This is a genomic window from Morganella psychrotolerans (assembly GCF_001676155.1).
In the GTDB taxonomy this organism is placed as follows: Bacteria; Pseudomonadota; Gammaproteobacteria; order Enterobacterales; family Enterobacteriaceae; genus Morganella; species Morganella psychrotolerans.
This window is the reverse complement of the sequence record NZ_LZEW01000001.1, coordinates 1,661,474-1,674,671: the sequence shown is the minus strand read 5'-3', so window position 1 is coordinate 1,674,671 and position 13,198 is coordinate 1,661,474. Positions and strand designations below refer to the sequence as shown.

Below are 13,198 nucleotides of genomic sequence, written 5' to 3'. Positions count from 1 at the left end.
ACTGAGACCTTTGTTCTTTATACCGTTAGTTAAGCTAAGATTACTTGAGCTGCCGCAGGCTGGCAAGGGCAGGGGGAAAGAATAAAACCGGCATTGCCGCCGGTTTTATTTTTACAATAGAAGGCCGATCAGAAAGAGGTGCGGCGGTAAACGCGGTATTCCGGATGCCAGAAATTGCGTTCAATTGCTTCATCCAGCGCGCCGTCTGAGGTGACCGTTGCCACGCCCTGAATTTGCGCTTCTTTTGCGACCTGCTTGGCAATGATTCGGGAAACCGCTTTGATATCTTCGATATCCGGCAGTAGTGAGCCTTCACCATTGGTAACCATCGGGGAACATTCTGCCAATACGCGGCTTGCTGTCATCAGCATGCCGTCTGTTACGCGTTTTGCACCGGCTGCCAGCACACCCAGACCAATACCCGGGAAGATAAAGGAGTTATTGCACTGGGAGATAGGATACACTTTATCCTTATAAATCACCGGATTGAACGGGCTGCCGGTCGCGACCAGCGCATGACCGTCTGTCCAGGCGATAATATCTTCCGGACGCGCTTCCACACGGGAAGTCGGGTTAGACAGCGGCATCACCACCGGGCGTTCACAGTTTTTGTGCATCTCACGGATGATTTCTTCGGTGAACAGCCCCGGCTGACCGGATACGCCGATAAGCACCGTTGGTTTGGCATTGCGCACCACATCTTCCAGCGAAATACCTTCGCTCTGCACATCCCAGTCAGCGGTAATCTCGCTTTTGGTGATGAGTTTACTCTGGAAATTAAGCAGATTAGGCAGTTTGTCGGTCAGCAGACCGAATCTGTCCACCATAAAGATACGGGCGCGCGCCTGATCTTCACTTAGCCCTTCCGATTTCATCTGTGCAATGATTTGTTCAGCTATTCCGCAACCGGCAGAGCCTGCCCCCAGGAAAGTAACCGTCTGGTCTTTTAACTGACCACCGGCGGCACGGCTGGCGGCGATCAGGCTGCCCAGTGTCACGGATGCGGTGCCCTGAATATCATCATTAAAGCAGCAGAGCTGATCGCGGTAGCGTTCCAGCAGCGGCATCGCGTTCTTCTGTGCGAAATCTTCAAACTGTAACAGCACATCCGGCCAGCGGCGTTTTACGGCGTTAATGAATTCGTCAACAAACTCATCATATTCTTCGCCGGTAATACGCGGATGACGCCAGCCCATATAGAGCGGATCATTCAGGCGTTGCTGATTATTGGTACCGACATCCAGCACGATAGGCAGGGTATACGCCGGGCTTATTCCGCCGCAGGCCGTATACAGGGAGAGCTTACCAATCGGGATACCCATCCCGCCGATCCCCTGATCCCCCAGACCCAGGATCCGCTCACCGTCTGTCACCACGATCACTTTTACATTCTGCTTGGTTGCGTTTTGCAGCATGTCATCGATGTTAGCGCGGTTAGGATAAGAGATAAACAGCCCGCGCGCACGGCGGTAGCTGTCAGAGAAATGCTCACATGCCGCCCCGACAGTCGGGGTATAAATAATCGGCATCATTTCTTTCAGATGGGCATTCAGCAGGCGATAAAACAGGGTTTCATTCGTATCCTGAATATTGCGCAGGTAGATATGTTTATCAGTATCGTTTTTAAAGTCAGAATACTGACGATAAGCGCGTTCAGTCTGTTCTTCGATAGTCTCCACCGCTTCAGGCAGCAGGCCGTGGAGGTTAAAATTACTGCGCTCTTCTTCGGAGAAAGCGCTTCCTTTATTCAGCAGCGGAAACTCTAACAGGATAGGTCCCGCATACGGGATATATAATGCACGTTTGCTTTCGTATTCCAGTTCCATGTATGACTACTCTTCGCCAATTGACATAATAAAGACAGGACGACCTGATCCTAAGATATCTGAACGATATGTACAGTAATTGTTACGTGATTAATGTGGTTGATGTGTGAAAGTGAGACGCGGGATAGATTTATGTCAAATAATCACGTAAAGGGTTGATACCCGGGGGAGGATGGGTATCAACCTGATCACCGTATGGATATATCAGTAACTGAACAGTGAAATATCCCCGCAGCCCAGTGCGGTCAGTGTGGCAGAGGTACAGTCCCACTGGGAGATTGCAGAATTATTACCTTCCACCAGCACGGCGCGGTGGATATCATGCAGATCCCCGCCTGCCATATTCATAAAGATAAGTGCTGCCTGTAATGGCGGCAGACCCGGGTTAAACGCGGCATTCTCAATATAAGCCCCGCTGTAGATCCGCCCGCGACTGTCCTGTAATGCAACACCACTGTGTGACTGTGAATAAGGCGCATGGCTGCGGTTTGCTGCTTCCAGCGCTTTTGCCACCACCGCATTGGTCGCGAGGAAGCGATACCCGTGATGCACCTGGTCAAACAGCCTGGTTTTAATCCCTAAATCCACCGGACCGAAAGCATGGGGCAGCAGTACACCCAGCGGCGTTGCCGCAAGATCCGGCAGTTGGATGAGTAATTGCGTTCCGCTGTTCATCTCATTCATAAACTGGCGGCAGTGCCCGCACGGTGTGTAATTTACCGTGATTTTCCGCAATCCTTTTTCGCCGCGCAGCCAGGCGTGAGTCACCGCGCTTTGTTCCGCATGAACAGTTTGCTGCAAAGGCACATGACAAAATTCCATGTTTGCGCCCAAATACAGATTACCACTCAGCCCGTGAGCCACGGCACCGACATTGAAATGAGATATCGGTGTTACCGCACAGCTTGCCGCAAGAGGCAGCAGCGCGAGAGCCAGTGCATCCTCATCACAGCCGCCTGCTTCACACAGGGCACTGACCTGTTTCGCCGTAAAGTAACCGGGAAAGGTATCTGAACAGGTGGCATCAGTTAACAGCGTCTGTAACGGGGAAGAGTATGTTTTCAGGGCTTCATGAAAGCGGTTTTGCATAAAATAATCTCCATTATCAATAAGATCATTCTAGCGGGGCATAAGGCACACTGAATGTGACGTGTGTCACGTTCAGTGTGAAACAAATGAAACAAGTGTGAAATTTGCGAGATGGGACGCAAATTATTACGTCACTTTTTGGTGTTTTTTGTTATCAGCCAAACAATGTTAGCCAAACAGCATCAGCAGAACAGGGAAGATAAACGGTGCCAGCAAGGAAGTAATAATCCCGCAGGTCATCAGTGCCAGGGAGCTGTAAGCGCCCTCGACATAATCTTCTTCTGCGCAGCGTGCAGTGCCCAGTGCGTGTGATGCGGTACCCATCGCCAGCCCGCGTGAGGCTTTGGTGGTGATTTTTATTCGTTTAAACAGGCTGTGTCCGAAAATCGCCCCGAGGATCCCGGCAAAAATCACACATACGGCACTGATCGCGGGTACGCCGCCGATGGAATTGGCAACGGCAATCGCAATCGGTGTGGTGACAGATTTCGGCAGTATGGAGGCGGCGATTTCCGGTGTGGCGCCGAGCATAAAGGCAATCGAGGTGCCGGTTACCATCGCAATCAGACTGCCGGCAAAGCAGATAGCGATGATCGATTTCCACTGTGCACGGATTTGGTGCAACTGCTCATATAACGGGAAGGCCAGCGCCACGACGGCAGGTTGCAGCAGGTCATTCAGTATCCGGCTGCCTTCAAAATAGTGGTTGTATGAGATTCCGGTGAATATCAGCAGCGGAATAATAATGACGATGGATATCAGCAGCGGGTTTAACACCGGCAGCTTAAATTTAATATAGATGGCGCGGGCGAGAAAATAGACGCCGATGGTTAACGGGAGCGACCACCAGATATAGGTTAACATTTTGGTTTCTCTTGTTGTTCTGTTGCGGCGGCAACCGCATCGGCTTCCTGCTGTTCCGCTACGGGAACATGGCGGCGGTGAATATATTCAGAACTCAGCGCAACGGCACACATGGCAACAAAGGTACTGACAACACAGGCGATAAGGATTGGCAGCAACTGCGCGCTGAGGGTGTCGTAATAATTCATCACACCAATACCAATCGGTAAAAACAGCATAGTCATGTTTTTCATTAATAAGGTACACCCGGGCTGAACCCAGTGCGCCGGAAGAATTTGCAGGGCGAGTAACACAAAGAGCAGCAACATACCGGCGATGCTTCCCGGTACAGAAAACGGCAGTAATACGACGATGATATTACCGGCAAACAGGCACAGATACAGGATAATAAATGCCCGGAGATAGCGCCAGCCGGTTTCCGCTATCTGTTTTGGTTTCATGGTAGTGTTCCTTCTTGATTGAACTTATTCATCATACAATTAACTTTTAACTTGTGCTACAGATCACGAAAAAAATAGTTAAACAGCAGTCTGATCCGGATGATTTTTCGACATTCCCTGACGGAGAAATGAAGATTGTAGCGGGCATTTTTTTCTTATATCAGCTACAATAGTGTCTGTTTTCTACTTGTTTTGCTATTTTTGGATATTATAGTGTCCATTGGAGGTCTGATGGTTTCATACCGGTTACTGACAGATACGGATGTCAGCAAAGCATTTGCCGTCTGGCTTCGCAAAAAACGTGAAAGCCGGAAATGGTCACGGGATGCACTGGCTGCCCGCAGCCTGGTTCCTGCATCCACGATTAAAAAATTTGAGCTGACAGGGCGGATATCCTTTCGTCAGCTTTTAGTATTATGGCAGTGTCTGGATGATATTGGCGTACTTTATGATGCGGTTGATCCGGATAAACGTGCAGAGGTGAAATTCCCGCAGACGATAGAAGAGGTACTGAAAGATGGATTTTAAGCCGGTTCAGAAGCTGACAGTGATGCGGACTTTGTCAACAGGGGAGGAAACCGAGGCCGGAACATTGGTACAGAACCGGACGGGCGTTTTTTTTTCAGTATCACAGCGATTACCTGAATCGTTTCGGTAACAGTTCGCCGCTGAATCTGAAGGACAGCACCGAACTTCAGCGCGCTCCGGGCACTCCGCACGATGGATTACATGGCCTTTTTGCTGACAGTCTGCCTGATGGCTGGGGACGGCTGCTGCAGGACAGAGTATTCCGGCAGCAGGAGATCGCACTGCATAACATTACCGCAATGGACAGGCTGGCATTCGTCGGGCATCGCGGTATGGGGGCATTGTCTTATCATCCTGGAGCCGATTGTCAGCCGGAAAACGGGGAATTTGTTGATCTGGTGACCCTGGGACAGGATGCGCAGGCTGTTTTTGAGGGAGAAACAGAACATGTTTTATCTGCTCTGGTCGCTGCGGGAAGTTCCGGTGGAGCACGACCAAAAGCACAACTGTATTTCAGACCGGGCAATTTTTCTGCCTGCTCAATCTGCGATACACCAGGCAGTGAAGCCTGGCTGGTGAAATTTACCTCTTCATCTCTGCCGCTGAGGCATGATGAAGGGCTATGTGAGGCTGTCTATCTGGATCTTGCGGGACAGGCAGGGCTGAATCCGCCGCAATGGCGGCTTATTGATACCGGAACCCGGGGCGGAGCAAAAGCCTGGCTGGCGGTTAAACGCTTTGACAGGACGGATAACGGCGCAGATAAACGTCCCGGTAAGTTGCTGATGCACAGTGTGTGCGGGCTCCTGGATGCAGATTTCAGAATACCGTCACTGGATTATGACGATCTCATCCGTCTGAACAGGATGTTGTGCCGCTCTGTTTCTGCCGGACAACTGCAATTCAGGCGGGCGGTATTTAATTTACTGGCTGCGAATCAGGATGATCACACTAAAAACTGGTCTTTCCTGCAATCGGATGACGGTCAGTGGCAGGCGGCACCTTTCTATGATGTTACCTACAATCCGAACCGTATGAATGAACATACAACGGCATTTGGCGGGCATGGCAGAACACCACCGCCGGATACGATGAGACATCTGGCGGAGCTGGCCGGTTTTGATAACTGGGAAACTGCGCGGCAGGCGATCGAAGAAATTGCGGATGTTGTGTCCGGTTTTCCGGCGCTGGCAAAAGATATTGGCGTTTCACCGCAGATCAGGCGGGAAATTGAAAATACACTGATACAGCGGCGGCAGGATAATCAGCGTTTATTTTCTGTTTGAAAACGGTCGGTCTGAAAAAGTACTACCCAAAAAGAAACGGCAGTGAATCGCAAAGATCCGCTGCCGTTTTCTGTTTCAGTTGTTTAACGCTTACTTCACCTGCTGACCCGGTTGTGCGCCGGTGTCCGGGCTGAGCAGGAAAATATCTTCCCCGCCGGGACCGGCTGCCATCACCATACCTTCAGAGATACCGAAGCGCATTTTGCGCGGAGCCAGGTTTGCTACCATGACGGTCAGGCGGCCTTCCAGCACTTTCGGATCCTGATATGCCTGGCGGATCCCCGAGAATACCTGACGGGTTTCGCCGCCGAGATCCAGAACCAGTTTCAGCAGTTTGTCAGAGCCTTCAACAAAATCCGCAGATTGGATCAGTGCAATACGCATATCGACTTTGGCGAAATCATCAAAACTGATGGTGTCCGCAATCGGGTCATCTGCCAGCGGACCGGAAACCGGTTTGGCTGACATGGCTTTGATATCTTCTTTAGAGGCTTCTGTCATTGCATCCACTTTTGCCATTTCAATACGGTTGAACAGGGCTTTGAAATCAGCAATCTGATGATCCAGCAGCGGTTTTGCGATACCGTCCAGGGTCAGTTCCTGGTTCAGGAATGCTTCACTGCGGGCAGCAAGCTCAGGCATAACCGGTTTCAGATAGGTCATCAGCGCACGGAACAGGTTGATCCCCATGGTGCAGATTGCCTGTAATTCCGCGTCTTTACCTTCCTGCTTAGCCACAACCCACGGTGCTTTTTCATCAATATAGCGGTTGGCAACATCTGCCAGCGCCATGATTTCGCGGATGGCTTTACCGAATTCACGTCCGGTATATTCTTCGGTAATGGTTTTTTCTGCATCAATAAACTGCTGATACAGTTCCGGCTCAGACAGTGTTGCACTCAGGCGGCCGTTAAAGCGTTTTTTGATAAACCCGGCGGTACGGGAGGCCAGATTCACCACTTTATTAACGATATCGCTGTTTACGCGCTGAACAAAGTCTTCCAGATTCAGGTCAATATCATCGATGCGGGAGGAGAGTTTCGCCGCATAATAATAGCGCAGGCTGTCTGCATCCAGGTGATTGAGGTAAGTCCGCGCCTGAATAAAGGTGCCGCGTGATTTTGACATCTTCGCGCCGTTAACCGTGACATAGCCGTGAACAAACAGGTTAGTCGGTTTGCGGTAGCCGCTGCCTTCCAGCATTGCCGGCCAGAACAGGCTGTGGAAGTAAACAATATCTTTACCGATAAAATGGTAGAGATCTGTTTTGGCGTCTTTCTTCCAGAACTCGTCAAAATCCAGGTCGCCGCGTTTGTCACACAGGTTTTTAAATGACCCCATGTAACCGATAGGCGCATCAAGCCAGACATAGAAATATTTACCCGGCGCATCCGGGATTTCAAACCCGAAATACGGCGAATCACGGCTGATATCCCACTGTTGCAGACCGGAATCAAACCACTCCTGCATTTTGTTCGCGACCTGCTCCTGGAGCGCACCGCTGCGGGTCCATGCCTGTAACATGTCACTGAATGCAGGCAGATCAAAGAAATAGTGCTCGCTGTCACGCAGTACCGGCGTGGCACCGGACACGACAGAGCGCGGGTTAATCAGCTCTGTCGGGCTGTAGGTTGCGCTGCACACTTCACAGTTATCGCCATACTGGTCTTCTGCTTTACATTTCGGGCAGGTGCCTTTAACGAAACGATCCGGCAGGAACATGCCTTTTTCCGGATCATAAAGCTGGGAAATGGTCCGGGTTTCAATATGGTTATTTTTTCTCAGCGACAGATAGATATGCTCGGATAATACCCGGTTCTCTTCGCTGTGCGTGGAGTGGTAGTTATCAAAGCTGATAGCGAAATCTGCAAAATCTTTCTGATGTTCAATACTCATCTGAGCAATCATGGCTTCAGGGGTGATCCCCTGCTGCTGTGCTTTGAGCATGATAGGCGTGCCGTGAGCATCGTCGGCGCAGATGAAGTGAACCTCTTTGCCGCGCATTCGCTGAAAACGGACCCAAATATCAGCCTGGATGTGTTCCAGCATATGACCGAGATGGATTGAACCGTTTGCATAAGGTAACGCACAGGTTACCACTATTTTATTAGCGATCTGAGACATAGAGTATTTCACTTCCTCAAATTATAAAGGGACTTCGATGTTACCCGATCCCGCCGACCCCTGCCAGCAGTAATCCGGCTTTCTGTGTGGTTTTATCCGGCCTTTTATCCCCGGTTCCCGGTTCCGGAATACCGGGTGATAACCTTAGTCTTTACAGGGGTTTTGTTTTGTGCAGGTTTGCGCAGAATCACTAAATTAATCATTCGTCATCTGCTATCATTAGCGCCGATAGTTACAGGTAATATACTCGTTATACTTCAGGATGCCCGGGTGTTGTATTCACTTACCGCCTGCATGTATCCCGAATTATTCAGAGTATAAAAACAATAAATCTAAGGAGCCGGGATGAATGCGAAATCCCCCGGGGATACCAACCCTGAACTGCTGAACGAACAGGTCGCACACGTACTGGCGACATTTGAGCATCCGACACTTAAACGCAACCTGGTTGCCATCAAAGCACTGCATCACTGCGCAATGCTGGATGGTGTCCTGCATGTTGAGCTGGTGATGCCGTTTGTCTGGAAGCGCCCGTTTGAAGCACTAATTGAAGCAAAAACCAAAGAATTACGGCAGGTTACCGGCGCGTCAGCGGTAGACTGGAAACTGCGCCACGATATCGCGACACTGCGCCGTGCCAATGATTTACCGGGCATTAATGGTGTCCGTAATATCCTGGCGGTCAGCTCCGGTAAAGGCGGTGTCGGTAAATCCAGCACGGCGGTGAATCTTGCTCTGGCGCTGATAGAAGAGGGCGCAAAAGTCGGGATTCTGGATGCGGATATTTATGGTCCGTCTGTCCCGAACATGCTGGGCACCACGGCAGAACGTCCGGCTTCACCAGACGGACAGCACATGTCGCCGGTTATGGCGTATGGTCTGGCCTCAAATTCCATCGGCTATCTGGTCACAGATGATAATGCGATGGTCTGGCGCGGTCCGATGGCGAGCAAAGCCTGATGCAGATGTTACAGGATACTCTGTGGCCTGATCTGGATTACCTGGTCATCGACATGCCGCCGGGAACCGGTGACATCCAGCTGACACTCTCGCAGAACATCCCGGTTACGGGTGCGATTGTGGTGACAACACCGCAGGATATCGCGCTGGTGGATGCCATGAAAGGCATCGTTATGTTCAAAAAAGTGAATGTGCCGGTGATGGGTATTGTGGAAAACATGAGTGCGCACATTTGCAGTAACTGCGGTCATGTTGAGCCTATCTTCGGAACCGGCGGGGCTGCGCGTCTTGCTGAGCGCTATCACACCAAACTGCTGGGGCAGATCCCGCTGCATATTTCGCTGCGTGAAGATCTCGACCGTGGTCAGCCGACCGTGATGCGTGATCCGCAGGGCGAGTTTGCTGATATTTACCGCGAAATTGCCGTGAATCTGACGGCAGAAATGTTCTGGGAAGGGGATAAAATCCCGACTGAAATCGCTTTCCGCGCAGTGTAATGGTAACGCGTTTGTCCGTCCGGAAATCCGGACGGACAGCGGATACTGAAATCAAAGACCGGTACTTTTTTGTACAGGTCTTTTTTATGCCTGCGATCTCAGCGCATACCCCGAAATAATTACCCCGGATACCTGATTCTGCTGGTATCTGCACCGGTAAATCCCTATAATTCAACGCCGACAGACACGTTTTGTTACTCACGGCCGGATAAACAGCAACAAACGGTGGCGCAGCAAATCGTTTCAGTTTTTCTCTTCTATTATTTTCAAACCGGGTTATTTCTATTATGGCTGAGACAGCACAGCAACAGTGCATTATTATAGGCATCACCGGCGCATCAGCGTCAGGAAAAAGTCTGATTGCCAATACGCTTTATCATGAATTACGCGCCCAGGTGGGTGATCATAACATCGGGGTTATTCCGGAAGATTGCTATTACAAAGATCAAAGCAATGTATCGATGGAAGAGCGCATTAAGGTCAATTATGACCATCCGGGTTCGATGGATCATGAACTGCTGTTACAGCACCTGAAAACACTGAAATCAGGTAAAAATATTCAGCTGCCTCAATATGATTACGCCGAACATACCCGTAAATCTGAATCTGTCGTTTTCCGCCCTAAACGGGTTATTATCCTGGAAGGTATCCTGCTGCTGACAGATAAGCGTCTGCGCGAACAGATGGACTTCTCCATTTTCGTCGATACGCCACTGGATATCTGCCTGATGCGCCGTATCCGCCGTGATGTTAATGAGCGCGGGCGCACACTGGATTCGGTGATTGCACAGTACAATAAAACGGTTCGTCCGATGTATCTGCAATTTATTGAACCAACGAAACAATATGCTGATATCATAGTCCCGAGAGGCGGTAAAAACCGCGTGGCCATTGATATTCTGAAAGCAAAAATAAGCCAGTTCTGCGAGTAAGCCGCCGGCAACGAATTAATCCCCGCTTATCTGCGGATAAGCGCCGTGTTTTATGAGGATAGAACCATGCGACTCTGTGACCGTGATATTATTCAGTGGCTTGATGACGGCAGACTGGTGATTTCTCCCCGTCCGCCGGTTGAGCGGATAAACGGAGCAACCGCCGATGTCCGTCTCGGCAGTCAGTTCCGTGTTTTTCAGGGGCACACGGCGGCGTATATTGATCTCAGTGGTCCGAAAGATGAGGTTAATGCTGCGCTGGAAAGTGTCATGAGTGATGAGATTAACCTGTCAGAAGACCAGGTGTTTTATCTGCATCCGGGTGAACTGGCGCTGTCATCAACGCTGGAGTCAATCACTCTGCCTGACAATATGGTGGGCTGGCTGGATGGTCGTTCATCCCTGGCGCGCCTTGGTCTGATGGTGCATGTGACCGCGCACCGGATCGATCCCGGCTGGCACGGACAAATCGTACTGGAATTTTATAACTCGGGTAAGCTGCCGTTGGCGTTACGTCCGGGCATGGTGATTGGTGCGCTGAGTTTTGAGCCGTTATCCGGCTCTGCTGACAGACCTTATAACCGTCGTCGGGATGCAAAGTACAAAAATCAGCAGGGAGCTGTCGGCAGTCGTATCAGCGAAGATTAAACAACGGGCGGCAGATGTCCGTCCGCGGGTTCAACAAAGAATGGGGAAGGAACAGGGATTATGAAACGATTATTCACCACGCTGATTATTCTGCTTGTCGTGATAGCGGCAGGTCTGGCGACGTTAATCCTGATGGTGAACCCGAATGACTTCCGTGATTATATCGTTAACAAGGTAAAGGAAGATACCGGTTACGAACTGGTGATGAAAGATGATATGCGCTGGCATGTCTGGCCTAAGCTGAGCATTATCACCGGCAAAATGTCATTAACCGCACCGGACGCCGCTGAGCCGGTTGTTACCGCAGACAACATGCGTCTGGATGTGGAATTGTGGCCGCTTCTCTCTCATCAGTTGTCGGTCAGAGAAGTTATGCTCGATGGCGCACTGCTGAAAATCCTGCCTGAAACTGAGTCCAAAGTACAAAAAAGCGAGCCGATAGCACCCGGCAATCAGAAAGCCAGACCAGTGGCGGTATCAAAAGAAAATAAATGGTCATTTGATGTGGATCGCATCCGCATTGCCAACAGTTTACTGGTCTGGCAGACAGATGACGGCGCGCAAATTAATATGCGTGATATTAATTTCTCTCTGGAGCGTAATACGCCGGAACGTTATGTTGTGGCGCTCAGCAGCAATATTCTGCGTAATCAGCAGGAACTCTCTTTCAGCCTCAGCTCTGATATTGATATCTCACAGTACCCGGTGCAGATCAGCGGCAATATTAACCGCCTGAATTATCGCCTTTCAGGTGCGGGTCTGTATGCCAACGGTATTAACGGCAACGGCACGACAGCCTTTACCTGGCATGAAGCTGTGGGTCAGGCACCGCAGTCACTTATCCTGGAAAGTCTGAAACTGAGCGCTAATGAAAGCCAGCTGAGCGGTACGATTGAAGCGGCGCTGGGTGATACACCCCGTTATGACGTTCAGCTGACATCGCCAAAACTGAACCTGGATAACCTGCTGGGCTATGAGCGTGCGGTGACAGGAACGGAAAACGGTGAGAGTAAAACCGCTCCGGTGGCAACCAGACCGGCGATTGTCACCAATGGCAGTGATTCACTGAATAAATATGACCTGACTGTCATGAATTATTTCAATGCCACGCTGGCGCTGAATGTGGAGTCACTGATTTATCAGGGAATGGAAATAAGCCAACTGACGGTGAAGGCTGAAAACCTCGGCAGTGTGACTGAAATCTCAAAAATGACCGGTAATGTGTTCGGCGGACGTTTTTCTCTGCCGATGACCATCTATTCTGAAACTGCACCGGCAAAGGTGCGGATCAAACCGTTATTACAAAATATTGATGTCCGCCCGATGCTGGCAGCGTTTAAAATGCCGGAGAAATTTACCGGACGCCTGAGTTTTGACGGCGATCTGCGCGGAACAGGCTATGACCAGGAAGCGATTTTAAATGCCTGGCGTGGTGATGTGGCGCTGAGTATTGTGGATGTCAAAATGCTCGGGCTGAATATTCCGTATCTTATTCAGCAGTCACTTTCTCAGGCGACAGATAAAGTCAGCTCGCCGCAGTCCATGGATGCCCTGACCGAGGCGAAAAAGCTGGATGTGATTGGTACGCTGAATAACGGCGAAGTGAAAATCAGTAAAATTCTCGCCGTCTCGGATGCCTTTAATATTACCGGCAGCGGACGGACAAATCTGGTAAAACAGAATCTGAATATAAACCTCGGCGTTCAGATATTAAAAGGCTGGGGAAAATCCAACGACTTTGTGACTTGGCTGCAATCTATCCGCATTCCGGTGGTATTGTTTGGCAGCTGGGAAAATCTGCAATATAAATTTGAGGTTGAAACGCTGTTGCGTAATCAGTTACAACAGCGGGCAAAGCAGGCTATCGGGGGGCTCATTAATGACAAGACCGGTAAAGAGCTTAATGCGGTAGAGTCTTTAATTAACCGGTTATAAATTTCCGGTCAATTTATAAAAACAGAGCAGTGACGATAAATTATATTGTCACTGCTTTTTTCATGCTGA

10 protein-coding genes and 2 pseudogenes are annotated in these 13,198 nt (G+C 50.1%); 7 read left to right on the top strand and 5 right to left on the bottom strand.

What is annotated here, in order from left to right; translation table 11 throughout:
* Positions 1-128: 128 nt before the first annotated feature.
* The 4 genes from AYY16_RS08080 to AYY16_RS08065 form a co-directional block, all read right to left on the bottom strand.
* Positions 129-1,826, bottom strand: a complete 1,698-nt coding sequence (locus AYY16_RS08080; RefSeq protein WP_067364326.1) for an NAD-dependent malic enzyme — start codon at positions 1,824-1,826, stop codon at positions 129-131.
* Positions 1,827-2,030: 204 nt separating this feature from the next.
* Positions 2,031-2,915 carry a cytidine deaminase gene (gene cdd / locus AYY16_RS08075; RefSeq protein ID WP_067364323.1) on the bottom strand — a complete coding sequence of 295 codons (885 nt, stop codon included), beginning with the start codon at positions 2,913-2,915 and terminating at the stop codon, positions 2,031-2,033.
* A 168-nt stretch (positions 2,916-3,083) separates the two neighbouring features.
* Positions 3,084-3,779: a CidB/LrgB family autolysis modulator gene (locus AYY16_RS08070; protein WP_067364320.1), complete on the bottom strand. Its 696-nt coding sequence runs from the start codon at positions 3,777-3,779 to the stop codon at positions 3,084-3,086.
* A complete protein-coding gene (locus AYY16_RS08065; protein ID WP_067364317.1) occupies positions 3,773-4,219 on the bottom strand; it encodes a CidA/LrgA family protein in 447 nt (148 codons plus the stop codon). Before AYY16_RS08065 ends, AYY16_RS08070 begins: the two co-directional genes overlap by 7 nt.
* Before the next feature lie 213 nt (positions 4,220-4,432).
* Between AYY16_RS08065 and AYY16_RS08060 the strand changes: the two genes are divergently transcribed.
* From AYY16_RS08060 to AYY16_RS08050, 3 genes and pseudogenes are all read left to right on the top strand, one after another.
* Positions 4,433-4,747: a helix-turn-helix domain-containing protein gene (locus tag AYY16_RS08060; protein WP_223861112.1), complete on the top strand. Its 315-nt coding sequence runs from the start codon at positions 4,433-4,435 to the stop codon at positions 4,745-4,747.
* Positions 4,748-4,860: 113 nt separating this feature from the next.
* Positions 4,861-5,037, top strand: a pseudogene (locus AYY16_RS21010) (type II toxin-antitoxin system HipA family toxin); the annotation flags it as partial.
* Positions 5,038-5,046: 9 nt separating this feature from the next.
* Complete coding sequence (locus AYY16_RS08050; protein WP_235846244.1) at positions 5,047-6,033, top strand: type II toxin-antitoxin system HipA family toxin; 987 nt, start codon at positions 5,047-5,049, stop codon at positions 6,031-6,033.
* A gap of 90 nt (positions 6,034-6,123) precedes the next feature.
* Here the strand turns inward: AYY16_RS08050 and metG are convergent, their stop codons facing one another.
* Positions 6,124-8,157, bottom strand: coding sequence for a methionine--tRNA ligase (metG, locus tag AYY16_RS08045; protein WP_067364305.1), 2,034 nt, complete (start codon positions 8,155-8,157; stop codon positions 6,124-6,126).
* 345 nt (positions 8,158-8,502) lie between these two features.
* On the opposite strand from metG, the pseudogene apbC reads away from it, so the two are divergent.
* The 4 genes and pseudogenes from apbC (at position 8,503) to asmA (ending at position 13,129) form a co-directional block, all read left to right on the top strand.
* A pseudogene (gene apbC, locus AYY16_RS08040) lies at positions 8,503-9,614 on the top strand (iron-sulfur cluster carrier protein ApbC).
* Between the two features lie 287 nt (positions 9,615-9,901).
* On the top strand, positions 9,902-10,546 hold the full coding sequence (gene udk / locus AYY16_RS08035; RefSeq protein ID WP_067364304.1) for a uridine kinase: 645 nt from the start codon (positions 9,902-9,904) through the stop codon (positions 10,544-10,546).
* A 66-nt stretch (positions 10,547-10,612) separates the two neighbouring features.
* On the top strand, positions 10,613-11,194 hold the full coding sequence (gene dcd / locus AYY16_RS08030; protein WP_067364302.1) for a dCTP deaminase: 582 nt from the start codon (positions 10,613-10,615) through the stop codon (positions 11,192-11,194).
* A 60-nt stretch (positions 11,195-11,254) separates the two neighbouring features.
* On the top strand, positions 11,255-13,129 hold the full coding sequence (gene asmA, locus AYY16_RS08025) for an outer membrane assembly protein AsmA (RefSeq protein WP_067364299.1): 1,875 nt from the start codon (positions 11,255-11,257) through the stop codon (positions 13,127-13,129).
* Positions 13,130-13,198 lie beyond the last annotated feature (69 nt).

Excerpts from the sequence above, each read along its gene's own strand:
- AYY16_RS08080 (WP_067364326.1), bottom strand. The coding sequence starts at position 1,826 with ATGGAACTGGAATACGAAAGCAAACGTGCATTATATATCCCGTATGCG.
- cdd (WP_067364323.1), bottom strand. The coding sequence starts at position 2,915 with ATGCAAAACCGCTTTCATGAAGCCCTGAAAACATACTCTTCCCCGTTA.
- AYY16_RS08070 (WP_067364320.1), bottom strand. The coding sequence starts at position 3,779 with ATGTTAACCTATATCTGGTGGTCGCTCCCGTTAACCATCGGCGTCTAT.
- AYY16_RS08065 (WP_067364317.1), bottom strand. The coding sequence starts at position 4,219 with ATGAAACCAAAACAGATAGCGGAAACCGGCTGGCGCTATCTCCGGGCA.
- AYY16_RS08050 (WP_235846244.1), top strand. The coding sequence starts at position 5,047 with ATGGACAGGCTGGCATTCGTCGGGCATCGCGGTATGGGGGCATTGTCT.
- metG (WP_067364305.1), bottom strand. The coding sequence starts at position 8,157 with ATGTCTCAGATCGCTAATAAAATAGTGGTAACCTGTGCGTTACCTTAT.
- udk (WP_067364304.1), top strand. The coding sequence starts at position 9,902 with ATGGCTGAGACAGCACAGCAACAGTGCATTATTATAGGCATCACCGGC.
- dcd (WP_067364302.1), top strand. The coding sequence starts at position 10,613 with ATGCGACTCTGTGACCGTGATATTATTCAGTGGCTTGATGACGGCAGA.
- asmA (WP_067364299.1), top strand. The coding sequence starts at position 11,255 with ATGAAACGATTATTCACCACGCTGATTATTCTGCTTGTCGTGATAGCG.